Origin of the sequence: Streptomyces sp. NPDC049879 (assembly GCF_044461265.1) — a bacterium.
In the GTDB taxonomy this organism is placed as follows: domain Bacteria; phylum Actinomycetota; class Actinomycetes; order Streptomycetales; family Streptomycetaceae; genus Streptomyces.
This window is the reverse complement of the sequence record NZ_JBITKT010000001.1, coordinates 1,164,774-1,190,662: the sequence shown is the minus strand read 5'-3', so window position 1 is coordinate 1,190,662 and position 25,889 is coordinate 1,164,774. Positions and strand designations below refer to the sequence as shown.

The window sequence follows — 25,889 nt, the reverse complement described above, 5'->3', positions numbered from 1 at the left end:
GATGTGGGGGTAGTGGGGGTGGTGGGGTTCGGGCGGCCACGACGAGGGGCCGCGGGCGGACAGGCTTGTGGGGGTGGGGGGATGTGGGGAGTTGTGGGGGCGGGGGGCGCGTGGCGGGGCGGGGTGGGGCCCGGTCAGCCGCCGAGCGCGGTCAGTTCGTCGAGGAGTGCGGTGGCGGACGCGTCGAGGTCGGCGGCGAGCGCGACGGCCTCGGGGGCCTCCCCGGCGTCCTGCTCGCCGTCCGCGACGGTGACGGTCTGTTCGAGGAACTCCCTGACGAGCGCGCGGGCCTGCTCCTCGAACGCCTCGCCGTCCGTCGCCTCCAGGGCGGCGAGTTCGTCCTCGGTCACCATGCCCGGCATGTTGTGCCCGGCGTGCGGGTTCGTGTACGGCACGCCGTCCGCTTCGAGGAGGCCGTGCAGCGTGGCGAGGTCCTCCTCGCCCGCGGCGGCCAGCCCGGCCGCGAACTCGCCGAACGCCGGGTCGGCGGCGCGTTCCGTCACCAGGTCGAGCACCGGGCGCACCTGGTCGGTCAGCGGGATCATCAGCTGGACCCAGGCCAGGTCCGTGAAGTTGAGGACGCGGTCCTCGTCGGCCACGGTCGCGCTGGGCGACGCGGAGGCGGGCGGGGCGGTGGCGGGCTCCGTCGCCGGGGCGCCGTCACCCCCGTCCGAACCGCCGCCGCAGCCCGCGAGGAGCACGGCGGCCAGCAGGGTGCCGGCCAGGACACGGGCTGTGGCGGCGGTCGTCATGGGGTGCCTCCGGTTCCGGTGGTCGGACGATCAGGTCGGACGGGTCAGGACGGAGAGCCGTTCGCGCCGCACTTGATGATCGGGCGGATGCAGTCACGCACGCGCCGTTCCATCTCCGCGGTCGGCCAGGCGTTGAAGAAGTCTCCGTGCATCGTGTATCCGGGTCCTGATGCCAGGCGGAAGCCGGACGGGTCACCGTTCACGGGGTAGCGCAGTACCTGACGGAGCTTGGGCACGGCCACCGGGTGCGTGGAGGGGCAGGTGCCGCCCACGGGGTAGGCCATGTGGCTCTTGTGGTCGGGGGAGTCCAGGTCACGGCCGTTCCAGCACTGCGGGAAGTCGAGGTACGACTCCAGCGCCGTGCCGGCGGGGCAGTTGACGAAGTTCTGGGACGGGTTGACGTGCCCCGCGTGCAGACACGACCAGCGCGCGATGGTGCCGACGGGGCTGGTGGCCGTGGCGTTGCCCGCCACGATCTTCAGACCCTGCGGCAGCGCCTGGGTGCGGGCGATCGTCTGGTCGTTGACGCCCTCGCCGAGGTAGTAGAACGTCGCGCTCTGCGGCTCCACCGGCTGGTTGTTGACGAACAGCGTCGGCACCCAGTAGGAGGACAGGTCGATGGCCGGGTCACAGGTGCTGTCCGAGGCCAGGAGGTCGCTCAGGTTCGTGTACGCGTCCGTCACGGTGCTCCCGAAGAAGCTGTGCGAGTGGGACGCGCCCGGCAGGCCGGGGAAGATGATCGGGTCGTCGGGGCGCCGGTGGCTGAACTCGCACTCGGCCACGAACTCGGCGACGCGGACGACGTTCGGTCCGACGGCCGCCTGCGACTGCTCGTTCTGGGCCGCGCGGCCCGTCGATCCGGTGAACAGCTGCGAGGCGACCACGGCCGCCACGGCGAGGACGGCCAGGAACGCCTGCCATGGCGGGCGCCGGACTTGGGTCAGGTTCACGGGCTCTCCTTACGAGTGGGGGGTGACTTCCGCGCTGGGCGCGCGGCCGTCAGAGAGCGCTCTCTGAGGCCGGACACTAAGAGCGCCCCAAGAGAGCGTCAAGGAGTCCCGCACATTCCCGGAACTCGCCTGTCATTTCCCGGACATGGGGCCGGGACGCCGCCGGGACCGCCCCGGGGCCCGTCCCCCGCCCGCCGCGCGCGGCCCCGGCGTACTACGCTGGCGGCCGAGCGTAAACACCCACGGGAGTCCGGCGCACCGGGCTGAGAGGGAGGCGGGCGGCCTCCGACCGTACGAACCTGATCCGGGTCATTCCGGCGAAGGGAGGAGTCGCGTGGACACGCGCGCACCCACGGCGTACGACGCGGTGGTCGTCGGCGGCGGCGTCATCGGGCTGGTGACGGCCTGGCGGGCGGCGGGGCGCGGCCTGCGGACCGCCGTCGCGGACGCGCGGCCGGGCGGCGGGGCGGCGCTGGTCGCGGCCGGGATGCTCGCGGCCGTCACCGAGCTGCACCACGGCGAGGAGGCGCTGCTCGACCTCAACCTCGCCTCGGCCGCCCGCTGGCCCGCCTTCGCCGCCGAACTGGTGGACGCGGCGGGCGCGGACGTCGGCCACCGCGCCCGCGGCACGCTCCAGGTGGCGCTCGACGCCGACGACCGCGCCCAGTTGCGGGAGCTGCGGCTCCTCCAGGAGCGCTGCGGCCTGGACACGCAGTGGCTGACGGGCCGCGAGTGCCGCCGCCTCGAACCGATGCTCGCGCCCGGCGTACGCGGCGGCGTGCGCGTGGACGGCGACCACCAGGCCGATCCGCGCCTGCTCGTGGCGGCGCTGCTGACGGCGTGCGAACGGGCCGGGGTGGCGCTGCACCGCTCGGACGCCGCCCGGCTCACCGTCTCGGGCGACCGCGCCACCGGCGTCGTCCTCGCCGACGGCACGCGGCTCGCGGCCGAGCGGACGGTCCTGGCGGGCGGCTGCCGCAGCGGCGATCTGGCGGGGCTGCCGCCCGAGGTGGCGGTGCCGGTGCGGCCGGTGAAGGGGCAGGTCCTGCGGCTGCGCATGCCGGACACGCGGCAGCCGTTCCTGTCGCGGACGGTCCGCGCGGTCGTGCGCGGCGAGCAGGTGTACCTGGTGCCGCGCCGCAGCGGCGAGCTGGTGCTCGGCGCGACGGTCGAGGAGCGCGGCATGGACACGGAGGTGACGGCGGGCGGGGTCTACGGGCTGCTGCGCGACGCGCACGAGCTGCTGCCGGGACTGACCGAGCTGCCGCTGGCCGAGGCACGCGCCGGGCTGCGGCCCGTGAGCCCGGACAACGCCCCGCTCCTCGGCCCGACCGCCCTGCCCGGACTGCACCTGGCGACCGGCCACGGCCGCAACGGCGTGCTGCTCGCGCCGGTCACGGGCGACGCCCTCGCCGAAGCGCTCACCACCGGCGAACTGCCCGCCGAGGCCCGCCCGTTCGGCGCGCGGCGCTTCGACCACGACCACCGGGAGGTACCCGTATGACCGGCCGCGAGGCCACCGGCGGCATCACGCTGTGGGTGAACGGGGAGGCACGCGCGTACGCCCCCGGCACGACGCTCGCCGCCGTCGTCGGCGAGCTGAGCCGGGCGCCGTCCGGCATCGCCGCCGCCGTCAACGAGGCCGTGGTCCCGCGCGGCCGGTGGCCGGTCACGGCCCTGGCGGACGGCGACCGGATCGAGGTACTGACCGCCGTACAGGGAGGCTGACCCCATGTCCGACCCCACCCCGGACACGACACCCGGCGCGACACCGGACGAGCCGCTGGTCCTCGGCCCGCTGCGGCTGGAGTCCCGGCTGATCATGGGCACGGGCGGCGCGCCGAGCCTCACCGTCCTGCGCGACGCGCTCGCCGCCTCGGGCACGGGGCTGACGACCGTCGCGATGCGCCGCCTCGACCCGAACACGCGCGGCTCGGTCCTCTCCGTGCTGCGCGACCTCGGCATCCCCCCGCTGCCGAACACGGCAGGGTGCTTCACGGCGGGCGAGGCCGTGCTGACGGCGCGTCTTGCGCGCGAGGCGCTGGGCACCGACCTGGTGAAGCTGGAGGTCATCGCGGACGAACGGACGCTGCTGCCCGACCCGGTGGCGACCCTGGAGGCCGCCGAGACCCTGGTGGACGACGGCTTCACCGTCCTGCCCTACACGAACGACGACCCGGTCGTCGCCCGTCAGCTGGAGGAGATCGGCTGCGCGGCCGTCATGCCGCTCGGCTCCCCCATCGGCTCGGGGCTCGGCATCCGCAACCCGCACAACTTCGCGCTGATCACGGAGCGCGCCCGCGTCCCGGTGATCCTCGACGCGGGCGCGGGCACGGCTTCCGACGCGGCCCTCGCCATGGAACTGGGCTGCGCGGGCGTGATGCTCGCGTCGGCGGTCACCCGGGCGCAGCGCCCGGTGGCGATGGCGCGGGCGATGCGGCACGCGGTGGAGGCGGGCAGACTGGCCCGGCTGGCGGGCCGTATCCCCAGGCGGCACTTCGCGTACGCCTCCTCGCCGGTGGACGGGATGGCCGCGCTCGATCCCGAGCGTCCGGCGTTCTCCTCCTAGATATACGATCCGGTGCACCTGGCCGAGAGTGATGTGCCGGGTGCACCGCGCATCGCTCCCTGGGGGGACCCGTATGTCCACTGCTCCGCCTCCGCCGTCCGACCCCGACAGACCCGCGCCGCCGGTCACCGGCGCTCCCGGCGCCGCGCCCCCTTCCCCTTACTTCCCTCCTCCTCTCCCCTCCCCTCCTTCCTCTCCTTCCGCTCCCTTCCCGGCCGCCCCCTCCTTCGCGTACGGATGGCAGCCGCCGGTACGGCGGGGCACGGACCTGGGGCTGATCGCCCTCTGCCTGAGCCTGCCGGCGTTCCCGCTCGGCCTGCTGCTCGGTGTCCTGGCGCTGGTCAGGGGCGAGCGGGGCGACAGGACCGGGCGGGGGCAGGCGGTCGCGGCGATCGCCGTGACCGGCGGGCTGATCGCCGTGCTCGCGGTGGCGATACCGGCGGCGGCGTTCGACCGGCCCTCGCGCGACGGGGTGACGGCCCGCGGCACGGGCGAGACGGTGCTGCTGGACGACCTGGTCGCGGGTGACTGCTTCGACGCGTCGCTGCCCGCCGGGGAGACCGGCGACGTCGACCTGGAGGTGACCCGCCGCGCCTGCGACGTCCCGCACATGGCCGAGGTCGTCGGCACGGTCGCGGTGCCCGTGGACGGCGGACGGAGCGACACCGAGACGGTCGGCGCGTGCCTGCCGCTCGTCGGCCCCTACGTCGTGGACTTCTGGGAAGTGCCGCTCGACGCCGCCCTGTTCTTCTACACGGACCGGGTCACGTCCGGCGGGCGGGAGGACGTGCTGTGCACCCTGGAGCTCGGCACCGGCGACATGCTGACCGCCCCGCTGCGGGGCGACCGCGCGGACTTCGACGCCGAGCAGCTGGCCTATCTGGACGCGACCGGCCCGCTGGAGGCGGAGATCTGGGACCAGCCGGTCCCCGGGGACGGCCTGTCCGCCCAGCGCGCGTGGGCCCGGGAGATGGGCGAGGCGGTGGTGGCGGACGGTGCGGCGCTCGCCGCCTCCGAGTGGTCGGCCCCGGCGGCGCCCGCCGTCGAGGCGCTGGTCGCGGCGCGGGAGGCCGGGGCGTCCGCCTGGGACGACGCGGCGGCGGCGGACAGCCAGGAGGCGTTCGAGGCGGCGGTGGTGGCGGCGTACGACCGGATCGGCATCGACGAGGAGTGGGACGCGCGAACGGCGCTGGGGCTGACCCTCGGGGAGTGACGGCCGCGCGGTTCGTCACCGTTCCGTTCCGGTACGGCCCCGTGTACGCGGTGACGGGCGGGGGCCGTTCGGGCGGCTCGTAGACTGGGGCGTCGTGGACACCACACTTCACGACCCGCTGATCGGACAGCTCCTCGACGCCCGCTACCGGGTGGACGAGCGGATCGCGGCGGGTGGCATGGCCACGGTCTACCGGGGGTTCGACACCCGGCTCGACCGCGTCCTCGCGCTGAAGGTGATGCATCCGTCCCTCGCGGCGGACGCCGCGTTCGTCGAGCGGTTCATCCGCGAGGCCAAGGCCGTCGCGCGGCTCGACCACCCCAATGTCGTCGGCGTCCTGGACCAGGGCAGGGACGGCGCGTACGTCTTCCTGGCCATGGAGTACGTCGCCGGGTGCACGCTGCGGGACGTCCTGCGCGGGCACGGCGCGCTCCAGCCCCGCGCGGCGCTCGACATCGTCGAGCCGATGCTCGCGGGCCTCGCCGCCGCGCACGTCGCGGGCCTCGTCCACCGGGACATGAAGCCGGAGAACGTGCTGATCGGCGACGACGGCCGCGTCAAGGTGGCGGACTTCGGGCTGGTCAGGGGCGTGGACGCGCACACGTCCGCCACCACGGAGGGGCTGCTCGGCACGGCGTCCTACCTGGCGCCGGAGCAGATCGAGGGCGGCGCGGTGACCGCGCGGTCCGACGTGTACGCGTGCGGCGTCCTGCTGTACGAGGCGCTGACCGGCGCCAAGCCCCACACCGGCGACTCCCCCGCCCGCGTGCTGTACGCCCACGTGCACGAGGACGTGCCCCCGCCGTCCGAGCGCGTCCCCGGGCTGGCCGAGGGGCTCGACGGGCTGGTCGCCACGGCCGCCGCGCGCGACCCGCTGGCCCGCCCGGCGGACGCGGCGGCGCTGCTGGTCCTGGTGCGGATGGCGCGCGCGGCGCTGTCCGACGCGCAGTTGGACGCCGTCCCGCCGGGGCACCGCGAGCCGGAGCCGGACGGCGCGGCGGCGGGCCCCGAGGACAGCACGCGGATCGTGCCGCGCCCGGCCGGTGCGGGTGGCGGTGACGGGACGGACCGCACCGAGCTGTTCGACCCGCCGCCGCCCGGCGGCCCGTGGCGCCGGCTGTCACGGCGCGGCCGCGTGTCGGTGATCGTCGCGGCGGTCCTGCTCGTCCTGCTCGGCACGGGCGTGTGGTACGTCAACTCGGGCCAGTTCCTGCGGACTCCGGGGGTCTACGGGGTGGCGCAGGAGGAGGCCGTGGCGACGCTGGAGGATGCCGGGCTGCGGGTGGATCTGGAGCGGGGCTTCTCCGAGACGGTGGAGGAGGGCCATGTCATCTCCACCGATCCGGAACGGGGCGAGCGCGTCCGCCGCAACAGCACCGTGCACGTCACCGTCTCGCAGGGCCCCGAGGTCGCGGTCGTGCCCGACCTGCGCGGCGTCCCGCTGGACGACGCGCGGCGTCAGCTCGGCGAGGCCGGGCTGACGGAGGGCGAGGTGCGGCGGGAGTTCTCCGACGACGTCGAGCGGGACGCCGTGCTCGGCACCGACCCGCCCGCGGGCCGTGAGCGCCGCCCCGACTCCCCCGTGGACCTGGTGGTCAGCCGCGGGCGCCCCGTCACCGTGCCCCGGGTCATCGGGATGGCGGAGGACGAGGCGCGCGAGACGCTGGAGGACGCCGGGTTCGACGTGGACGTCGATCCGGACGCCACCTGGTCGGACGAGGACGCGGGCGACGTGGCGGGCCAGTCCCCGCCCGGCGACGACGAGGCGGCGGAGGGCGACACCGTGACGCTCGTGCTGTCCAAGGGCCCGGAGATGGTGGACGTGCCCGACGTGCGCGGCATGGAGGTCGGCGAGGCGCGCGACACGCTGGAGGACGCCGGGTTCCGGGTGAACGTGAACCAGCTCTTCTTCACCGGGACGGTCTTCAACCAGTCGGTGCACGGCGAGGCCGCGCCGCGCGGCTCGACCATCACCGTCTGGGTGCGGTAGGCGCCCGCACGCCCGGCCGTGCGCCGGGACCGAAGTCCCGTGTTTTTCCGGGCCTTTCGTCCCGGCGCGTCACGGGACTTCCGTCCCTGGGAATCCTCGGTGAATGCCGCCGTGGTCCCGATCCGGCTTCTCCCGCCCTTTTCGGCCATCCCGCGTAATCCCGGCACCGGAACACGGACGGCCCCGGAAAAGCCTGTGACGCCGGTCATAGGAGCTGGATCACATACGAAAGTACTTAGTGCTCGAACGGGTGCCGGAATCCCGTTGTTCACCGGCCGATCGGGTGATTCCCCGGCGCGCCGCGCACTAAGACTTCTAGTACATAGGGTCATTGCATTTGGTTTTTAAGGGCTGTTAACAAGGTCCATCGCCATCCACGCGAGGAACAGAGGACCCCGAATGCCCGCTCACATCCGCCCCCGTCCCCGCATGACCCGTATGCAGAGAACCGCGACCGCCGCCCTCACCACGGCGGGCGTGGCCGCCATGGCGCTGATCGCCGTCCCCACGTCGGCCGACGCGGAGACGGCGGCGGTACGCGCGCAGGACGGCCGCCCCGTCCACTGGGCCGTGAAGGCGGACGAGGTGGCCGGGCTCGGCGCCGCGCCGGACGCCGCCGAGGGCACCGCCGTGCAGCGCAGCGCGGGCGACCGCAACGACCTGCTGCTCAGCGCCGAGGCCGCCGGGCGCCGTCAGCACGCCGAGAAGAAGGCGTCCGAGGAGGCCGCCCGCCAGGCGGAACAGGAGCGCGCGGACCGCGCCGAGCGGCGGCGCGAACGCGCCGACCGGGCGGACGACCGCGAGCCGGTGCGCGAGCGCGCCGAGGAGCGGCCCGCCGCCGAGGAGTCCGAGCCCGCCGCGCCCCCGGCGGAGACCACCGACGCGAAGCCCGCCAAGCCCGCGGCCGAACCCGCGCCTGCCGCCGCCCCCGCGGCCCCGGCCCCCGCCGCCGCCCCGGCCGCCGAGGTCTACCCGGACACGCTCGACGGCTGGATCCGTGAATCGCTCGCCATCATGGCCCGCGAGGGAATCCCCGGCTCCTACGACGGGCTCTACCGGAACATCATGCGCGAGTCCAGCGGCAATCCGAACGCCATAAATCTCTGGGACATCAACGCCATCAACGGCACGCCGTCCATCGGCCTGCTCCAGGTGATCCAGCCGACGTTCGACACGTACCACGTGTCCGGCACCCCGCTGGACATCTACGACCCGGTCGCGAACATCACCGCGGCGGCCAACTACGCGTACCACCGCTACGGTTCGATCGACAACGTCAACGGCCCGTACTGATTTCCGCGATCCTTTCCGTCTTCTCCCCGCGGTCTTTTCCCATGAAAGACCCTCCCCTGGGAAAGGGTCCGCTCCGCGCCCTGGCATGCTGGACCCGTGAACCGTCCCGCACGCCCCTCGCCCGCCGCCCCGCCGCCGATATCCCCGACGCGCGACGGGGCGGCGGGCGTCCCCGTCCGCAATCCGACGGGCGGTCACATCCCGGTCGCGGGCGGCCTCGCGAAAACGGGCCTTCCGTACGCCCGCGCGATCGGCGCGGAGGCGGTGCAGGTGTTCGTCGCCAATCCGCGCGGCTGGGCGACGCCGCCCGGCAGGCCCGCCGAGGACGAGGCGTTCCGCGAGGGCTGCGCGGCGCAGGGGCTCCGGGCGTACGTCCACGCGCCGTACCTCATCAACCCGGCGGCGCACGACCCGCTGACCGCCGAGCGCTCCGTCGCCTCCCTGCGGCACTCGCTGCGCCGGGCGCGCGCGATCGGCGCGGAGGGCGTCGTGGTCCACACGGGCTCGGCCACCGGCGGGCGCGCCCGTGACGTCGCGCTGGCGCAGGTGCGCCGCCTCCTGCTGCCGCTGCTGGAGGAGCTGACCCACGACGACGACCCCTGGCTGCTGCTGGAGCCGACCGCCGGGCAGGGCGCGTCCGTCTGCTCCCTGATGGCCGACCTCGGCCCGTACGCCGAGGCGCTGGACCGCCACCCCAGGCTCGGGGTCTGCCTCGACATCTGCCACGCCTTCGCGGCGGGCCACGACCTGACGGCGCCGGGCGGCGTGGCGGCGATGCTGGACGAGCTGGTGCGCGCGGCGGGCCCGGGGCGGCTGCGCCTGGTGCACGCGAACGACTCGCTGGACGTGAGCGGGGCGCGCAAGGACCGGCACAGGAACGTGGGGGCGGGCCGCATCGGACCCGAGCCGTTCGCGGAGCTGCTGCGGCACCCGGCGACGGAGGGCGTCCCGTTCGTCGTGGAGACGCCGGGCGGCGAGGAGGGGCACGCGGCGGACGTCGCGCTGCTGAAGGAGCTGGGCCGCGGGCGGACGCTCTCCTCAGGAGACACGGCTCAGGGCTCGGGGCCGTCGCCCGGCTCCTCCTGGTAGGAGTAGCGCTGCTCCTTCCAGGGGTCGCCGACGTTGTGGTAGCCGCGCTCCTCCCAGAAGCCGCGCCGGTCGGCGGTCATGTACTCGACGCCGCGGACCCACTTGGGGCCCTTCCACGCGTAGAGGTGCGGGACGACGAGCCGCAGCGGGAAGCCGTGCTCGGCCGTGAGCAGTTCCCCGTCGCGGTGGGTGGCGAAAAGGGTGTGCGGGGCGGTGAAGTCGGACAGGCGGAGGTTGGCGCTGTAGCCGTACTCGGCCCACACCATCACATGGGTGACGCCGGGGGCGGGCGGCGCCAGACCGAGCACGGTCGCGGCCGTGACCCCGCCCCATTCGGAACCGAGCATGCTGAACTTGGTGACGCAGTGCAGATCGCCGACCACCGTCTCGTACGGGAGGGCGGAGAACTCGTCGTGCGACCAGCAGTGCTTGTCGCCGTCGGCCGTCGCGCCGAAGACGCGGAACTCCCAGCGCTCCGGACGGAAGCGCGGGACGGGCCCGTAGTGCGTCACCGGCCATCCGCGCTGGACCCGCTGCCCGGGTGGGAGCCCCTCCTCGGGCCGCTCGGGCACCTCCCCCACACGGCTGTCCGGCTGACCCATGCCTCCATGGTGACAGACCTCGGACAGCCCGCCGTACCGCCACCCCCGCCATCGGGCGACAAAAGGGATGTTTACGGTAAGGGTTCACTTACTGGACGGAACGTCCCGGTGATGCCACGATGCGCGCACGAACCCCGCCCACGCCCCGGAAGGAGCACGCCGCATGCAGGGCGACCCCGAGGTCATCGAGTTCCTGAACGAACAGCTCACCGCCGAGCTGACCGCGATCAACCAGTACTTCCTGCACGCCAAGATGCAGGAGAACTTCGGCTGGACCAAGCTGGCGGCCTACACGCGCGCCGAGTCGTTCGACGAGATGCGGCACGCCGAGATCCTCACCGACCGCATCATCTTCCTGGAGGGGCTGCCCAACTACCAGCGGCTCTTCCATGTGCGGGTGGGCCAGACGGTGACCGAGATGTTCCGCGCCGACCGGCAGGTCGAGGTGGAGGCGATCGACCGCCTGCGCCGGGGCGCCGAGGTCATGCGCGCGAAGCACGACATCACGTCGTGCAAGATCTTCGAGGACATCCTGCGGGACGAGGAACACCACATCGACTACCTGGACACGCAGCTCGAACTGCTGGAGCGGCTCGGCGAGCAGCTGTACCTGGCGCAGCAGATCCGCCAGCCGGGCCAGGACGGCGACGGACACGACGGGCACGGGGAGCACCACGGGAGCGGCGACGGCCACCATGGCGGGTACGGCAGGGGCTGACGCGTTACGCGGGCGCCTCGGCGAGCGCGGGCGCGGGAGCGGCTGTGGCAGCTGTGGCGGCTGTGGTCCGGGCGTCCGCCGCCGCCTCGCGGCGCGGGCAGGCGCCGCGGCCCAGCAGGCCCTGGATGCGGCGCACGCAGGAGCCGCAGTCCGTCCCGGCGCCGCAGCGGGTGGCGATCTGGCGGGGCGTGCAGGCGCCGGCGGCGGCGTGCTCCCGCACATCCGCCTCGGTGACCCCGAAGCACGAGCAGACGTACACGCGCGCCGCCACCTTTCCGAACCGCCGAAGAATCAGGTAAGCCTTACCTTACTTCCCGCTGGCCGGGCACGACAGAGCCCCGGGGTGTGGCACCCGCCACGCCCCGGGGCTCCGCCGTACGGCTCCGCGCGACGCCTACGCGCGGTACATCTCGGCGACGAGGAACGCCAGGTCCAGCGACTGGCTGCGGTTCAGCCGCGGGTCGCAGGCCGTCTCGTACCGCTGGTGCAGGTCGTCGACGAAGATCTCGTCGCCGCCGCCGACGCACTCGGTCACGTCGTCGCCGGTCAGCTCGACGTGGATGCCGCCCGGGTGCGTGCCCAGCGCCTTGTGGACCTCGAAGAAGCCCTTGACCTCGTCCAGCACGTCGTCGAAGCGCCGCGTCTTGTGCCCCGACGCGGCCTCGAACGTGTTGCCGTGCATCGGGTCGCAGACCCACGCGGGCTGCGCCCCGGCCGCCGTGACGCCCTCGACCAGCGCGGGGAGCGCGTCCCGGATACGGTCGGCGCCCATGCGCGTGATGAAGGTCAGCCTGCCGGGCTCGCGCTCCGGGTCGAGGCGGTCGATCAGGGCGAGCGCCTCGTCCGCCGTGGTGGTCGGGCCGAGCTTGACGCCGATGGGGTTGCGGATGGTGGCCGCGTACGCGATGTGCGCGCCGTCGAGCTGCCGGGTGCGCTCGCCGATCCAGACCATGTGGCCCGAGACGTCGTACAGCTTGCCGCTGCGCGAGTCCACGCGGGTCAGCGCCGCCTCGTAGTCGAGCAGCAGCGCCTCGTGCGAGGCGTAGAACTCGACGGAGTGGAACTCGGCCGGGTCGGCGCCGCAGGCCTTCATGAAGTTCAGCGCGTTGTCGATCTCGCGGGCGAGCGCCTCGTAGCGCTGCCCGGAGGCCGAGTTGCGGACGAAGTCCTGGTTCCACGCGTGGACCTGCCGCAGGTCCGCGTAGCCGCCGGTGGTGAAGCCGCGCACGAGGTTCAGCGTCGAGGCGGACGCGTGGTACATCCGGCGCAGCCGCTCCGGGTCGGGGACGCGGGCCTCTTCGGTGAACTCGGCGCCGTTCACCGAGTCGCCCCGGTACGTCGGCAGGGTCACGCCGTCGCGGGTCTCGGTCGGCTTCGAGCGGGGCTTGGAGTACTGCCCCGCGATGCGGCCGACCTTCACGACCGGCACCGCCGCCGCGTAGGTGAGGACCGCGCTCATCTGGAGCAGCGTCTTCAGCTTCGCCCTGATCTGGTCCGCGCCGACCTGGTCGAACGCCTCCGCGCAGTCGCCGCCCTGGAGCAGGAACGCCTCGCCGCGGGCCACCGACGCCATGCGCTCCCGCAGCTGGTCGCACTCGCCCGCGAAGACGAGCGGCGGATACCCCTGGAGGTCGGCGGTCACAGCGCGCAGAGCCTCGGCGTCGGGGTAGTCGGGCTGCTGCGCCGCGGGCAGGTCCCGCCAGCTGGCGGGAGCGGAGCTGCTGGTGCTGGTGTCAGCGTTCACGGTCACGGCTCCAAGATTACGGGGTGTCGTCCGCGCGGATCCGGGTGTTCTCGGGTAGTGAGACGAGGGCCACTTGTGGTGTACGCTCCCGGGCATGTTCGCGCAGCGACTCCAGGACTGGTGGTGGCGCCTCCCCGAGGCGGCCACTCCGTTCGCGCGATCCTGAACCACACGACGCGAAGGCCGCCCGAGGGGCGGCCTCCGTCGTTTCCGGGGCCGGTCCCTCTCCCCCGCATCCAGGAAGGGACCCCCATGACCCCCGGCACGCCCCCTCGTGAAGAACCCGGTACGCAGCCCGCCCCGCACACCGGCAGCGCCGCCGACGTGGTAGCCGAACTCCTCGCCGGCCACGCCCCGTTCGCCCTCCTGCGCCGCCGCACGCCAGGCCACGACACGGACGTCGTGGAGGTGCTGACCGGGCGCGTGACCGAGGCCGCGCGCCTCGCCGAGCTTCCGGAGCACGGGACGGCGCTCGCGCTCGTGCCGTTCCGGCAGATCGCCGAACGCGGCTTCCGCGCGACCGACGACGCCACCCCCCTGTCCGTCCTGCTGGCCGACCGGGTGCGCCTCCTGCCGCTCGGCGAGCTGACCGCCGCGCTGCCCGGGCACGAGGTGACGGTGCGCGGCGGCGCGTTCGACGTGCCGGACGACGCGTACGCCCGGACCGTCGCCGACGTCGTGCGCGACGAGATCGGCGCCGGGCAGGGCGCGAACTTCGTCATCCGCCGCACCTTCACCGGCCACATCCCCGGCTTCGGCCGCGCCGACGCGCTGGCCCTCTTCCGCCGCATGCTGGCGGCCGAACGCGGCGCGTACTGGACGTACGTCGTCCACACCGGGCAGCGCGTCCTAGTGGGCGCCAGCCCCGAGGTGCACGTCCGGATGAACGGCGGCACCGTCGTCATGAACCCCATCAGCGGCACCTACCGCTACCCGGCCGGCGGGCCGAGCGTCGAAGGGCTGCTGGACTTCCTCGCCGACCCGAAGGAGCGCGAGGAGCTGTCCATGGTGGTGGACGAGGAGCTGAAGATGATGTGCGCCGTGGGCGACCAGGGCGGCGTCGTCGTCGGCCCGCGGCTGCGCGAGATGGCGCACCTGGCGCACACCGAGTACGAGTTGCGCGGGCGCAGCACGCTGGACGTGCGGGACGTGCTGCGCGAGACGATGTTCGCCGCCACGGTGACCGGCAGCCCGGTGGAGAACGCGTGCCGCGTCATCGCCCGGCACGAGCGCGGCGGCCGCGGCTACTACGCCGGGGCCCTGGCGCTGCTCGGCACCGACGCGGGCGGCGCGCGGACCCTCGACTCCCCCATCCTCATCAGGACGGCCGACATCAGGGCGGCCGACGGGCGGCTGCGCGTCCCGGTCGGCGCCACGCTGGTGCGCGACTCGGACCCGGCGGGCGAGGTCGCCGAGACGCACGCGAAGGCGGCGGCCGTGCTGTCCGCCCTCGGCGTCGTCCCGCCCGCGCCCGAGCCGGACGCGCCGGGCCCGCGTCCCGCGCTGGCCGACGACGAGCGGGTACGCGCGGCGCTGGCGTCGCGGCGGGCGGACCTCGCGCCGTTCTGGCTGCGGATGCGGACGCCGCAGGGGGACGTCACGCCGCGCGGCCGGGTGCTGGTGATCGACGCGGAGGACACGTTCACCTCGATGCTCGCCCACCTGCTGCGCTCGGCCGGGCCGCGGGTCACGGTCGTCCGGCACGACTCCCCCGGGCTGCGGGAACGCGTCCTCACCCATCAGGGGCCCGTCGTCCTCGGCCCGGGGCCCGGCGACCCCGAGGACCTCGCCGACCCGCGCATGCGGGCGCTGCGCGCGCTCACCGGCGACCTGCTGGCGGGGCACCGGCAGCCGGTCGTCGGCGTCTGCCTCGGGCACGAGCTGATCGCCGCGCACCTGGGGCTGCCGCTGGTACGGAAGGACCGGCCGTTCCAGGGGGCGCAGGAGAGCGTCGACCTGTTCGGGCGCCGCGAGACGGTCGGCTTCTACAACTCCTACTCCGCGCGCTGCGACGACGCGGCGGCGGCGGAGCTGGCCGGGCGGGGCGTGGAGGTGAGCCGCGACGCGGCGACGGGCGAGGTGCACGCGCTGCGGGGGCCCGGCTTCCGGAGCGTCCAGTTCCACCCCGAGTCGGTGCTGACGCTCGACGGCCCCGCCGTCGTCGCGGACCTCCTGGCCCCCACCACCGCCCCCACACCGGGCGGCGCGGTGACGAGCTGACAGGACCCGGCGCGCTCGGCCGGGGTGCGGCGACGGACTGCCGTGCCCCGGCCGAGCGGCCGGGGACTCCAGGGCGACCCGCACGGTGAAGAGCCGGGGCGGGGTACGGGCCGACGCGCTCAAGAGGCGTCCTCTCCGGAGTCACCAACGGGCCGCCCGCGCCCGGAGGGTCACCCGAGGGATCGGCCGGGCGACTCGGAAGGGCGGCAGAGGCCGGAGACAAGCTTCGCGGCACGGGATTCGGGCGGGCCGCCCGAGGACAGCCCCACCGCGTCCACGCCTCTACCGACCGACGCGGGACCGTCCCCTACGGCCTTCACCTGCGGAGCCCCGGGCGGGCACTTGGCCCGCGCGCCCGGGTGGGCGGCCCCCGGGGCGACATGCGCGAACAGTTGCGCGAGAAGCCGAGCCCGGCGTGCGTCCCGGGCGGCGCGTGGGGCACCGCACGGACTGCCCGATGACAGGTCCCGCTCCCGTACCGCGCGGGCGCGCCCACGTGGTGCCCCTCTGTCGGGACCGCGACCAGTCAGTCGTACGGGAAGAACCGGGCGAGGCCGGGGCGTGCTTCGTCGGCACCGCCCGAGGTCGGAGCGGATCGCCCGATGACGGACCCGCCGCGTCCCTTCCGTGCCCCTCCACGCCGGACCTGCCCGGAGCCCTCACCGGCGGCCCCCCGGCGAGCCGTCCGGTGACGGGCCGTGCCGCGGCGACGCCCGGGGCGTCGCGCGCTCAGGTTCCGGGGCGGTCCGACGGGCCGGGGCTGTCGGGGGTATCGGGAGTGTCGGGGGTGTCGGGGGTCTCGCCGCCGGTGGCCTCCGGCGCGTCGTCCGTGCCGCCGCCGCCCTTGGCGCGCGTCATCCCGGCCAGCCGCTCCTTGATGCGCTCCTGCGCGCTCGCCCGCGCCGCCGCCTCCTCCTCGGCGATGGCGCGCTTGGCCGCGTTGGCGTAGACGTCGACGTACTCCTGCCCGGACAGTTTCATGATCGCGTACATGACCTCGTCGGTCACCGAGCGCAGGATGAAGCGGTCGTTCTCCATGCCCTGGTAGCGGCTGAAATCCAGCGGCGCGCCGATCCTGATGCCGGGGCGCATCAGCTTGGGGACGACCTTCCCCGGCGGCTGGATCTTCTCCGTGTCGATCATCGCGACGGGGATCACCGGCGCCCCGGTGGCCAGCGCCACCCGGGCCAGGCCGCCCGGCTTGCCCCGGTAGAGCCGTCCGTCGGGCGAACGGGTCCCCTCGGGGTAGATGCCGAACAGCTCGCCCCGCTCGATGACGGCGATGCCGCTGCGTATGGCCGCCTCGGAGGCGCTGCGGCCGCCCTCGCGGTCCACCGGCAGCTGGCCGACGCCCTTGAAGAACGCCGCCGTCAGCCGTCCCTTCACCCCGGGCGAGGTGAAGTACTCGGCCTTCGCGATGAAGGTGACCTTGCGGTCGAGCATCGCCGGGAGGAAGAAGGAGTCGGAGAACGACAGGTGGTTGCTCGCCAGGATCGCCGGGCCCTCGGCGGGCACATGCTCGGCGCCCTCGACCCATGGCCGGAAGACGAGCTTGAGACTCGCCCCGAGAGAGTGCTTCATCGCCCCGTACAGCACCGTGTGACCTCCTGTGGTTAACCGGTGCCCGACCCTAGCGGTCGTACACGCCCGTGGCGCCCCCGCGAAGAGCCCGCGTAGGGTGGAACGCGTGCGGCTTCTTCCCGGGGCTGAGCCCTTCTTCTTCTCACCGGCAGGGGACTTCGACGGGCCGGAGGCGAGCGGCATGCTGCTCTGCCACGGCTTCACCGGCACCCCGCAGTCCCTGCGCCCCTGGGCGGAGCACCTGGCCGCGCGGGGCGTGACCGTGTCGCTGCCGCTGCTGCCGGGACACGGTACCCGCTGGCAGGACATGCAGGTCACCGGTTGGCAGGACTGGTACGCGACCGTGGACCGCGAACTGGCGCGCCTGCGCGCCCGGTGCGAGCACGTGTTCGTCGGGGGTCTTTCCATGGGCGGCGCGCTGGCGCTGCGCCTGGCCGCGCGGCACGGGAACGCCGTCAGCGGACTCGTCCTGGTGAACCCCGCGATCACATTTCCGCGCGCGCAGGGCCTCGCGCTGCCCGTGCTGCGGCATCTCGTGCCGAGCACGCGGGGGGTCATCTCGGACATCGCGCGGCCGGGGGTCGCGGAGTCGGGGTACGACCGGGTGCCGCTGCACGCGGCGCACTCCCTGCGTGCCCTGATGTCGCTGGTCCGCGCCGAACTGCCGCAGGTGACACAGCCGTTGTGCCTCCTGCGCAGCCGGGTGGACCATGTGGTACCGGCGTCGGACGCGGCCCGCGTACTGGAGTCGGTGTCGTCGGTGGACACGGCCGAGCACGTGCTGGCGGACAGCCATCACGTGGCGACCCTGGACCACGATGCGGAGCGTATCTTTCAGGTGACGGACGCCTTCATCACCCGGCTCGCGACAAGGAAGACAGCCCGTGACGGAACGTGACCAGGAGCGCGGCGACGGCCGTGACCCGATCGACGAGGAAGCCGCCTGGGCGCAGATCGTCGCCGGGTACGGCGAGGAACCGGCGGACCCGCCGGGCGTGTGGCCGAAGGCGGCCGAGATCGACCTGACCGACACCGTCGACCGCGTGCTGTCGAGCGGCGAGTCGGCGCCCGCGCCGTCGGGGCCGCGCGACTGGGAGGCGGCGGACGACGAGGAGGACGACCACTTCGTCCCGCCCGAGCCGCCGCCGCTGCCGGACGCGGCGCTGTCCACGAAGCTGGCGTGGATCGCGGTGATCGGCGGACCACTGCTGCTGCTGGCCACGGTGCTGCTCCAGCAGCAGATGACGTGGTGGATCGTCACGCTGGGGGTCGGCGGTTTCCTGGGGGGCTTCGCCACGCTCGTGACCCGTCTGCGCGACGGGCACGACGACGACTGGACCGAGCCGGGCAACGGCGCCGTCGTCTGAGCACCCCTCCGCGCAGCCGTCAGGGCAGCCGCAGCCGTGCCCGTACGGGCAGGTGATCGGTCGCCCGCCGCAGGTCGCCGGGGTCAGGGCCGGCCGGGACCCCGCAGCCGGAGACCCGCACGGCGGGCGTCGTCAGCACCGCGTCGATGCGACGGTCGGGGGCGCGCGCGGGAAAGGTGTCCTCCCCGCCCTCGGGCGCGGCGGACCACGCGTCCCGCAGTCCGCCGCCGCGCAGCAGCCGGGACGCCGGGCCGTCCGGCCGTTCGTTGAGATCCCCCGCGAGCACCGCGTACGGGGTGCCGAGCGCCGTGAGCCGGCCGAGGATCAGGGGAACGTGGGCGCGCCGTTCGGCCGCGCGCAGGCCGAGGTGGCAGGAGACCACGCCGAGCCGGGTGCCGTCCGCCGTGCGCAGGACCGCCGCCGCGAGGCCGCGCCGGTGCAGTCCCGGGGTGCGCGGCAGGGTGCTGTCCCCCGCCCACTCGACGGCCATGCCGGGCGCGCACAGCAGCATCGTCCCGCACGAGGGCGCGCCGCCCGTGACGTGGAAGAGCCCCGCCGCCCGCGCCAGCCGCGCCGCGCGGGCGCGCCAGCCCGCGAAGCGCGGGGCCTCCTGGACGCAGACGACGTCGGGAGCGCAGGCGCGGATCACCCGGGCCAGCGCCCCCGTGTCGTCGCGGAGGGAGCGGACGTTGTAGCTGAGCAGCGTGACGTCCGCGGGCATGCGGCGGCGGTGCCGGTCAGCCCTGGCGGGCGAGGTCGGCGGCCCCCACGAGTCCGGCCCGGCCGCCGAGCTGCGCGGCGAGCACCTGCGCGTGCGGCCTGAACCGGCCGCCGACCAGCCAGCGGCGGAACGACTTGCGGATCGGGTCGAGCACCAGGTCGCCCTCGTCCGAGACGCCGCCGCCCACGATGAACGCGGCGGGGTCGAACAGGGAGGCCAGGTCGGCGAGTCCGGCGCCGGCCCAGCGCGCCAGCTCGCGGAACGAGTCGACGGCCACCGGGTCGCCCTGGCGCGCGGCGGCGCTGACGTGGCGGCCCTCGATGCCCTCGGGGGTGCCGTCGCCCTGGGCGAGGAGGATCTCGGCGGACTCGGGCGTGGCGGTGGCGCGCTGCTGCGCGTACCGGACGAGGGCGCGCCCGGACGCGTACTGCTCCCAGCAGCCCTGGCTGCCGCAGCCGCACAGCAGGCCGTCGGGCACGACGCGGATGTGGCCGAACTCGCCCGCCACGCCGAAGCGGCCCCGGTAGAGGCGCCCGCCGATGATGATCCCGCCGCCGATGCCGGTGCCGAGGGTCACGCAGATGACGTCCTCGTGGTCGGCCCCGGCGCCGAAGCGGTACTCGCCCCAGGCGGCGGCGTTCGCGTCGTTCTCCACCACGACCGGGAGGCTGACGCGCTGCTCGACCTTGTCCTTGAGCGCCTCGTGCCGCCAGTAGATGTTCGGGGCGAACAGGACGGTGGCGCGCTTGTCGTCCACGTAACCGGCCGCGCCGATGCCCACGGCGTCCACCGAGGTGCCCTTGCCGACCGCCTTGACCACGTCGGCGATGGCATCCACGACGCCTTCGGGAGTCGGCGGAGTGGCCACCTTGCTGGTGTCGAGGATCGTGCCGTCTTCGTCCACGACGCCGGCCGCGATCTTCGTGCCGCCGATGTCGACACCGATGGTCAGTCCCATATGTCCCTCAAGTGATGTCAGAGAATGCCAGCTTCGACCACGGTACCGGAGCGGGGTCGGCCGCACCCCCCTCAACGGGGCCTTGCCGGGGCGGCGTCAGTCGAGGTCGATGCGCTGGGGGCCGCCCGGATCGCCGTCCTCACCGTCTTCGCGGCTTTCGCGGCTTTCACGGGCTTCATGGCTTTCACGTGTTTCGCCGGTTGCGCCGTCCCTCTCGCGCTCGCCGCCCTCCCCCGCGTCGCCGCTCACGGGCCGGTCGTCCGCCTGTTCGCGGGGCTGCTCGTGGGGCCGGTCGCCCGCGCGTGTCCAGCGCTGTTCCTGGGAGAGCGCGGCGGCCCGGTAGGCGGCGAGCAACTCCTGCCCGGCGTTGGCCAGGTGCTGGAACGCCTCGGCGTTGCGCTCGATCAGCGGCTCCACGGCGGCGCGCGCCTGCGCGGCCAGCGGGCCGGTCGCGATGCCGAGGCCGAGCCCGGCGAGGCGGTCGGTCACGGCGTCGGCGAGCCGGCGCAGTTCGTCGGCCGCGCTGCCAGGCGGCGGGGCGCCGTACCGCGCGCGGCGGCGGGCCCGTTCCTCCGCGAGGTCCTCCTCGGCGGCGGTGGCCCACGCGTCGGCGTCCGGGTCCCCGGGATCGTGGGGCGTCTCGTGCTCCCGGCCGGGCGTGCTGTCACTCATGGGGGCCTCCTGGCGCGTCACCTTCCCCTTCGACGGTACTCCGCGCCGGGCCGGTGGCGCCGCTCAGCCCCGCGCGTCCCCGGCGGGCCGTGGCGCGGGCCAGCGGGCGGGGTCGGGGGCGAAGCGCACGGCCAGCTCCCCCGGCGGGTCGAGCGCGGCGCCCGCGACGGTGCAGCGGCGCAGCGCGGAGGGCAGGGGCAGGGCGCGGCGGAACGGGCCGGTGGTGACGAGGAGTTCGTCCCCGCGCCGTACGAGGCCGACGTCCTCGCGGAGCGCGCCGGGCAGCGGCAGCCGCCAGACCAGCAGCCCGTCGTCCGCGAGCCGGTCCTCCAGCACGGGCGCGGGGCGCGCGGGCTCGGCGTACGGCGGCGGCACGGGGCCGGCGGCGAGGTCGGCGGGTCCTGGCTCGCCGTCGAGCAGCGGCAGTTCCACGAGGGGCACGGGCAGGCCGAGCCCGTCGGTCAGGGCGCGCTGCCGCGCGGCGCGCTCCGCCCAGCGTGGGTCGGGCGACCCGGCGGGGAGCATGCGGTTGGCGACGACGGCGTCGAGCGCCAGGCCGTGCAGCCCGAGACCGGCGCGGGCCGCGTGCAGGGCGGCGCGTGAGCGGGGCGACGGGTCGAGGACGAGCCGTACGGCGGCCCCGGGGCCGGTGACGACGCGTTCGAGGGCGTCGAGCGCCGTGTCCCAGCGGTCGGCGGTGTCGTAGATGCCGTCGGCGGGCATCGGCAGCCCGACGAGCTGGGCGAGGAACGGCCGCAGCGCGCGGGCGGTCCGCCGTTCGCGGGGCAGGAGGCGGCGGAGGTAGCGGCGGAGCTGCTCGGGCAGGGCGAGGAGCCGGATGGCGTCGGCGTAGGGCGGCAGGTCCACGACGACCAGTGCGTACTCCGCGCCGCCGTCGCTCTCGCAGGCCCTGCGGACGGCGTGCAGGAGCGCCAGGTCGCGAGCGCCCGGCAGTTCCGTCAGCTCGTCGTCGTCCAGGTCGCCCGCGCCGAGGGCGTCGAGGAACGGGCGGGCGCGCCGCTGCCCCGCGAGGACGGCGGCGCGGAAGTCGGCGGCCGGGTCGATCCGCGCCGCGGCAGGCCGGGCGCCGTCCCGCGCGACGGCGGGCCAGACGGGCGGCGCCGCCCCCAGCAGCGCCGCGAGCCGGGCGGGCGCCTCGGCGGACAGCAGCAGCGTGGCCGTGCCCGCGCGGGCGGCGGCGTGGGCGGTCGCGGCGGCGACGGTGCTGGTCCCGTCGCCGCCGGGCCCGGTGACGAACAGGACGCGGGGCCCCGGCGTCATGACCCGGGCAGGCTCTCCACGCGCTTCTTCAGCCCTTCGAGCGCCCGGTCGATGATGACCTTCTCTGCCTTGCGCTTGATGCTGCCGAGCATGGGGATCTTGACGTCCACGGTCAGCTGGTACGTGACCTCGGTGTGCTTGCCGCCGGCGACGGGCGCGAGCCGGTAGGAGCCGTCCAGCGCGCGCAGCATCTTCGACTTCACCAGCGACCAGCTCACCTCCTGCTCGCCGTGCCACGTGTAGCGGAGGGTGTGCTCGTCCTTGATCGCCCCGGCGTCGAGGAGCAGGCGCACCTCCTCGGCGCGGCCCCCGGTGTCGGTGGCCAGGACCTCGGCCTCCTTCACCTCACCCGTCCAGTCCGGGTAGCGGCCGAAGTCGGCGATCACCGCCATCACTTCGGCCGGGGTGGCCTCGACGGTGGTGCTCGACCTGGTGTGTTCGGCCATCGCCCTCGCTCCTTGGGGTTACTCCCGTGCCGTTACGGCGAAGGCTACCGCGCCCGCGGGGCCCGCCCGTCAGGACGGCCCGTCGAGCAGGGCGCGCAGCCGTTCCACGAGGAGGTCCCAGCGCCACCGCTCCTCGATCCAGGCCCGGCCGCGGGCCGCCATCCCGGCGCGCAGCTCCGGGTCGCCGAGGAGGGCGAGCAGCCGGTCGGCGGTCTCGTCGGGCGCGGTGCGCTCCCCGCCGCGCACGACCCAGCCGGTCTCGCCGTCCAGCACGGCGTCGGGCGCGCCGCCCGAGTCGCCCGCGACGACCGGCAGGCCGCTGGCGGACGCCTCCAGGTAGACGATGCCGAGGCCCTCGACGTCGAGGCCGCCGCGCCGCGTGCGGCAGGGCATGGCGAAGACGTCGCCCGCGCCGAAGTGGGCGGGCAGCTCGGACCAAGGGACCTCGCCGGTGAAGACGACGGACGCGGCGACGCCGAGCCGTTCCGCCAGCTTCTCCAGGTCCGCGCGGTAGGGGCCGCCGCCGACGATCAGCAGCGCCGTGGCGGGCTCGGCGGCGAGCACGCGGGGCAGGGCGCGGATCAGGGTGTCCTGGCCCTTGCGCGGCACCAGCCGGGAGACGCAGACGACGACGGGCCTGTCGGTGAGGCCGAGCGCGGCCCGTACGGCGGCGCCGCCCGCGTCCGGGTGGAAGGTCTTCTCGTCCACGCCGGGCGGCAGTTGGACCATGCGCGCGGCGGCCTGCGCGCTGAGCGCGGGCGCGATGCGGGAGCGGGTGTAGTCGCCGAGGTACGTGATCGTGTCGGTGGCGTCGCCGATGCGGCGCAGGAGCCGCCGGGCGCCGGGCAGCTGGGCCCAGCCCGCCTCGTGGCCGTGGGTGGTGGCGACGATGCGGCGGGCGCCCGCGGCGCGCAGCGCGGGCGCCATCAGGCCGAGCGGCGCGGCGGCGCCGAACCAGACGGCGGTGCAGCCGTGTTCGCGCAGCAGCGCGGTGGCGCGCCGGGTGGCGGCGGGGGTCGGCAGCAGCATGGTGGTGCGGTCGCGGACGACCGTGAACGGCTGCTCGGCGTCGAACGCGGCGGTGGCCGCGCGGCCTTCCGCGTCCCGCTTCCAGGTCGAGGCGTAGACCACGACGCGGTCGGGGTCGAGCCGGGTGGCCATGCTGTGCAGGAAGGCCTGGATGCCTCCTGGCCGTGGCGGGAAGTCGTTCGTGACGATCAGCGTCTTACGCATCGGACGAGACGATACCGAGCCGCGGGCGGCGGGCTCCCCCGTACCCCGGTGGCCGCGGGCGCGCGCGGACTGGGAGAGTGCCGTCATGCGCGAACAGCCGTTCGGAAGCGGCGTGTCGGGGACCCCACCGGTACGGGGTGCGTGGGAGGCCCATCTGACGGTGGCCTGCCCGGCGTCCGGCGTCGGGGAACTGGCGGCCTGGGCGGCGCGGCGCGGTCTCGGTTTCGTCCACATCGAGCTGGCACGCGGCGTGAGCAGGTCGCAGCCGATGATCACCCTCACGGGGTCGGGCGCGGCCGGTGCCCGCATGCCGGAGACGGACCGGGCGGCCGCCGGGCTGGCGGCGGCCGGGTGTCCCGTCGTCAGGACAAAGGTCGAGACGGCCCCCTGGGCCGACGGGGTGCCGCAGGACGACACGGCGGCGGGCGCGGGCGACCCGGCACGCTACTTCGAGCACCACGTGAAGCTGCTGCTCCCGCCGCGCCACGACCGGACGGCGCTCGAACGCCTCGCCACCGCGCACGGCGCCCACCTGTCGTGGAACGCGCGCCGCGTCCGCGCCGACGGCCGCCAGGAGCGGTTCGTCACCCAGCGCTGCGCCGGCGTGGGCCGCGCCACCGCCGAACGGCGCCTGGCCGCCCTGCTCGACGCCCTGGCCGCGCCGCCCGCCGCCCACCGGATCACCGAGGTGGAGCGCGAGTACGTGGTGCACGACAGCAATCTCGCCCTGGACGACGGCTGGATCACCGAGGAGGACGCCCCGTGAATCCGCAGGACCCCGAGAGCCCCGACCCGTACCGCGCCTGGCTCGGGCTCGGCACCGGAAAACCGGACATCCCCCATGTGGCCCCCGGCGAGGAGGCGAGGCAGCGCCTCGGCCTGCCGCGGACACTGCTGCCCGCCCCGGACGGCCTGCGGCAGCCGGCCGTCTTCGACCCGGCGCTCAAGCAGTTCGGGAACGCCTACCGCGCCGGTGAGCCCGCCTTCGGCGAGGACGACCGCGCGCGCCGCGCCTGGCACGCCGCCCGCCGCACGGCGCTCGACGTGACACTCGCGGGCATCGCGGGCGGCCGGTGGGCCGGTCACCTGGTGCTGCGCGGCAGCGTGCTGATGGCCACCTGGTTCGGCGAGGCGGCGCGCGACCCCGGCGACCTCGACCTCGTCGTGACACCCGCGGCCTGGGCGATGGACGGCCCGGAGACCGCCGGGCTGTTCGACGGCCTCGCCCGGGACGCCGAGGCGGCCGCCCGCGCGCACGGCGGGGTGGCGATCGACGCGGAGGGGCGCGTCACCGAGGACATCTGGACGTACGAACGGGTGCCCGGCCGCCGGATGCTGCTGCCCTGGAGCGCGCCCGGCACGGCGGGCGGCACGGTGCAGCTCGACGTCGTCTTCGGGGAACGGCTGCCCGAACCCGCCGTCCCCACCGCGCTGCGCCCGCTCGGCGACGGCCCCGGCGCCACCGTGCTCGGGGTGACCCCGGCGCTGTCGCTGGCCTGGAAGCTGCTGTGGCTCGTCACCGACGCGTACCCGCAGGGCAAGGACCTCTACGACGCGGCGCTGCTCGCCGAGGCGGCGCCCCCGGAGTACGGGCCGGTGCGGGACGCGTTCGTCACCGCAGGGGGCGAGGGGCTGCGCCCGGCCGGGGCGTGGTGGACGGAGTGCCTGGGCGACCAGGAGGGCTGGCGGCACTTCGCCGCCGACCACCCGGGGCTCGCGGCGCGTGCCCCCGACTGCGCCGCCCGGCTCACGCGCGCGCTCGGGCCGCTCCTCGCGGAGGCCGAGCGGCCGGGCGAGTCCGGCCACGACCGGTGGGCGCGCTGGCTGGAGCCGCTGGTGCGGGCCGTCCGCGCGCGGGCGCCCGGCGATCCGGCGTCCGCGCTCGGCGGTCTGGTGGGCGACGGCGGCATGGAGGGCGTGGTGGCGGCCGTCGTGGTCCTGCGCGAGATCCACGGCCCGGAGACGCTGAGCGCCGAGGACGCGCTGCGCACGGTGGTCACGGCCGACGACGGCTGGCGCTACTGGCGGGAACGCCCGTCGTCCTGGCCGGCCGTGCTGTCACAGCTCGCCTGACCGGGGGCACGCCACCTGGCGCCGGACCTCGGGCCCGCCGGACACAGGGCGACGGACCGCCCGCGTCCCCGCGTACCCGAGGCACCTCCCGCACCGCCACCGCCACCCCGGGCGTCCACGCCGGGACGGCTCACCTGCCGCACAGCACCGTGAACCGCCCCCCACCCGTCGTCCCGTTGACACGTCCCACGCCGTCACCACAGCCAGGGGCGACGAGCGCTGCCGCCACCGGCAGGGGCCGGAAGCCACGCCACGGCCACCTGTCGGCGAGCGGCCAGAACCCCGGCACGCCCCGGGCGTCCACGCCAGGACGACTCGCCTGCCGCACAGCACCGTGAACCGCCCCCCGCCCGTCGTCCCGTTGACGCGTCCCGCGCCGTCACCGCGGCCAGGGGCGACGAGCGCTGCCGCCACCTG

The 25,889-nt window shown here is 75.2% G+C and carries 25 protein-coding genes and 1 riboswitch; of the genes, 13 read left to right on the top strand and 12 right to left on the bottom strand.

Annotated elements, in window-relative coordinates; genetic code table 11:
• Window positions 1-134 precede the first annotated feature (134 nt).
• Together ACIBPC_RS05575 and ACIBPC_RS05570 are read right to left on the bottom strand one after the other, a co-directional pair.
• A complete protein-coding gene (locus ACIBPC_RS05575; RefSeq protein ID WP_398841480.1) occupies window positions 135-752 on the bottom strand; it encodes a DUF305 domain-containing protein in 618 nt (205 codons plus the stop codon).
• Between the two features lie 44 nt (window positions 753-796).
• Complete coding sequence (locus ACIBPC_RS05570; RefSeq protein ID WP_398841478.1) at window positions 797-1,702, bottom strand: DUF1996 domain-containing protein; 906 nt, start codon at window positions 1,700-1,702, stop codon at window positions 797-799.
• Between the two features lie 232 nt (window positions 1,703-1,934).
• Window positions 1,935-2,046, top strand: a riboswitch (TPP riboswitch).
• Between ACIBPC_RS05570 and thiO the strand changes: the two genes are divergently transcribed.
• From thiO to ACIBPC_RS05535, 7 genes are all read left to right on the top strand, one after another.
• Entirely contained in the window at window positions 2,037-3,206 is a 1,170-nt protein-coding gene (gene thiO / locus ACIBPC_RS05565) for a glycine oxidase ThiO (RefSeq protein WP_398841476.1), read from the top strand. (Overlaps the previous riboswitch by 10 nt.)
• Window positions 3,203-3,430, top strand: coding sequence for a sulfur carrier protein ThiS (thiS, locus tag ACIBPC_RS05560; protein ID WP_362963307.1), 228 nt, complete (start codon window positions 3,203-3,205; stop codon window positions 3,428-3,430). Before thiO ends, thiS begins: the two co-directional genes overlap by 4 nt.
• 4 nt (window positions 3,431-3,434) lie before the next feature.
• A complete protein-coding gene (locus ACIBPC_RS05555; protein WP_398841474.1) occupies window positions 3,435-4,271 on the top strand; it encodes a thiazole synthase in 837 nt (278 codons plus the stop codon).
• A gap of 73 nt (window positions 4,272-4,344) precedes the next feature.
• Window positions 4,345-5,484: a hypothetical protein gene (locus ACIBPC_RS05550; RefSeq protein ID WP_398841472.1), complete on the top strand. Its 1,140-nt coding sequence runs from the start codon at window positions 4,345-4,347 to the stop codon at window positions 5,482-5,484.
• 94 nt (window positions 5,485-5,578) lie between these two features.
• Window positions 5,579-7,474: a Stk1 family PASTA domain-containing Ser/Thr kinase gene (gene pknB / locus ACIBPC_RS05545; protein WP_398841470.1), complete on the top strand. Its 1,896-nt coding sequence runs from the start codon at window positions 5,579-5,581 to the stop codon at window positions 7,472-7,474.
• Window positions 7,475-7,912: 438 nt separating this feature from the next.
• Window positions 7,913-8,767 (top strand): transglycosylase SLT domain-containing protein, encoded by an 855-nt coding sequence (locus ACIBPC_RS05540; RefSeq protein ID WP_398841468.1) that lies wholly within the window; start codon window positions 7,913-7,915, stop codon window positions 8,765-8,767.
• A gap of 138 nt (window positions 8,768-8,905) precedes the next feature.
• Window positions 8,906-9,856, top strand: a complete 951-nt coding sequence (locus ACIBPC_RS05535; protein ID WP_398841779.1) for a deoxyribonuclease IV — start codon at window positions 8,906-8,908, stop codon at window positions 9,854-9,856.
• Here the strand turns inward: ACIBPC_RS05535 and ACIBPC_RS05530 are convergent.
• Window positions 9,820-10,458, bottom strand: a complete 639-nt coding sequence (locus ACIBPC_RS05530) for a sulfite oxidase-like oxidoreductase (RefSeq protein ID WP_362963317.1) — start codon at window positions 10,456-10,458, stop codon at window positions 9,820-9,822. The genes ACIBPC_RS05535 and ACIBPC_RS05530 overlap by 37 nt on opposite strands.
• Before the next feature lie 163 nt (window positions 10,459-10,621).
• Here ACIBPC_RS05530 and bfr point away from each other — a divergent pair, with 163 nt between their 5' ends.
• Window positions 10,622-11,176, top strand: a complete 555-nt coding sequence (gene bfr, locus ACIBPC_RS05525; protein ID WP_362963319.1) for a bacterioferritin — start codon at window positions 10,622-10,624, stop codon at window positions 11,174-11,176.
• A 4-nt stretch (window positions 11,177-11,180) separates the two neighbouring features.
• On the opposite strand, the gene ACIBPC_RS05520 is transcribed toward bfr, so the two are convergent.
• Both ACIBPC_RS05520 and ACIBPC_RS05515 read right to left on the bottom strand, forming a co-directional pair.
• On the bottom strand, window positions 11,181-11,435 hold the full coding sequence (locus tag ACIBPC_RS05520; protein WP_398841465.1) for a bacterioferritin-associated ferredoxin: 255 nt from the start codon (window positions 11,433-11,435) through the stop codon (window positions 11,181-11,183).
• Between the two features lie 135 nt (window positions 11,436-11,570).
• Window positions 11,571-12,926, bottom strand: a complete 1,356-nt coding sequence (locus ACIBPC_RS05515; protein WP_398841463.1) for a class II 3-deoxy-7-phosphoheptulonate synthase — start codon at window positions 12,924-12,926, stop codon at window positions 11,571-11,573.
• Window positions 12,927-13,172: 246 nt separating this feature from the next.
• Here ACIBPC_RS05515 and ACIBPC_RS05510 point away from each other — a divergent pair, with 246 nt between their 5' ends.
• Complete coding sequence (locus ACIBPC_RS05510) at window positions 13,173-15,140, top strand: anthranilate synthase family protein (RefSeq protein WP_362963325.1); 1,968 nt, start codon at window positions 13,173-13,175, stop codon at window positions 15,138-15,140.
• Window positions 15,141-15,869: 729 nt separating this feature from the next.
• On the opposite strand, the gene ACIBPC_RS05505 is transcribed toward ACIBPC_RS05510, so the two are convergent.
• A complete protein-coding gene (locus ACIBPC_RS05505) occupies window positions 15,870-16,721 on the bottom strand; it encodes a lysophospholipid acyltransferase family protein (protein WP_362963327.1) in 852 nt (283 codons plus the stop codon).
• A gap of 106 nt (window positions 16,722-16,827) precedes the next feature.
• On the opposite strand from ACIBPC_RS05505, the gene ACIBPC_RS05500 reads away from it, so the two are divergent.
• Both ACIBPC_RS05500 and ACIBPC_RS05495 read left to right on the top strand, forming a co-directional pair.
• The gene (locus ACIBPC_RS05500) at window positions 16,828-17,619 is read left to right on the top strand and encodes an alpha/beta fold hydrolase (protein ID WP_362963329.1); all 792 of its coding nucleotides are present in this window, start codon (window positions 16,828-16,830) and stop codon (window positions 17,617-17,619) included.
• Window positions 17,606-18,088 (top strand): hypothetical protein, encoded by a 483-nt coding sequence (locus ACIBPC_RS05495; protein WP_362963331.1) that lies wholly within the window; start codon window positions 17,606-17,608, stop codon window positions 18,086-18,088. Before ACIBPC_RS05500 ends, ACIBPC_RS05495 begins: the two co-directional genes overlap by 14 nt.
• A gap of 19 nt (window positions 18,089-18,107) precedes the next feature.
• Here the strand turns inward: ACIBPC_RS05495 and ACIBPC_RS05490 are convergent, their stop codons facing one another.
• From ACIBPC_RS05490 to ACIBPC_RS05465, 6 genes are all read right to left on the bottom strand, one after another.
• On the bottom strand, window positions 18,108-18,809 hold the full coding sequence (locus ACIBPC_RS05490; protein WP_362963333.1) for an endonuclease/exonuclease/phosphatase family protein: 702 nt from the start codon (window positions 18,807-18,809) through the stop codon (window positions 18,108-18,110).
• A gap of 16 nt (window positions 18,810-18,825) precedes the next feature.
• The gene (locus ACIBPC_RS05485; RefSeq protein WP_362963335.1) at window positions 18,826-19,767 is read right to left on the bottom strand and encodes an ROK family glucokinase; all 942 of its coding nucleotides are present in this window, start codon (window positions 19,765-19,767) and stop codon (window positions 18,826-18,828) included.
• A gap of 96 nt (window positions 19,768-19,863) precedes the next feature.
• A complete protein-coding gene (locus ACIBPC_RS05480; RefSeq protein ID WP_398841459.1) occupies window positions 19,864-20,439 on the bottom strand; it encodes a DUF5304 family protein in 576 nt (191 codons plus the stop codon).
• A gap of 63 nt (window positions 20,440-20,502) precedes the next feature.
• Entirely contained in the window at window positions 20,503-21,720 is a 1,218-nt protein-coding gene (locus tag ACIBPC_RS05475) for an ArsA-related P-loop ATPase (RefSeq protein ID WP_398841457.1), read from the bottom strand.
• Entirely contained in the window at window positions 21,717-22,166 is a 450-nt protein-coding gene (locus ACIBPC_RS05470; RefSeq protein ID WP_362963341.1) for an SRPBCC family protein, read from the bottom strand. The genes ACIBPC_RS05475 and ACIBPC_RS05470 overlap by 4 nt, the downstream gene beginning before the upstream one ends.
• 69 nt (window positions 22,167-22,235) lie before the next feature.
• The gene (locus tag ACIBPC_RS05465; protein ID WP_362963343.1) at window positions 22,236-23,399 is read right to left on the bottom strand and encodes a glycosyltransferase family 4 protein; all 1,164 of its coding nucleotides are present in this window, start codon (window positions 23,397-23,399) and stop codon (window positions 22,236-22,238) included.
• Between the two features lie 85 nt (window positions 23,400-23,484).
• On the opposite strand from ACIBPC_RS05465, the gene ACIBPC_RS05460 reads away from it, so the two are divergent.
• A complete protein-coding gene (locus ACIBPC_RS05460; RefSeq protein ID WP_398841454.1) occupies window positions 23,485-24,165 on the top strand; it encodes a hypothetical protein in 681 nt (226 codons plus the stop codon).
• Complete coding sequence (locus tag ACIBPC_RS05455; RefSeq protein ID WP_398841452.1) at window positions 24,162-25,472, top strand: nucleotidyl transferase AbiEii/AbiGii toxin family protein; 1,311 nt, start codon at window positions 24,162-24,164, stop codon at window positions 25,470-25,472. The genes ACIBPC_RS05460 and ACIBPC_RS05455 overlap by 4 nt, the downstream gene beginning before the upstream one ends.
• Window positions 25,473-25,889 lie beyond the last annotated feature (417 nt).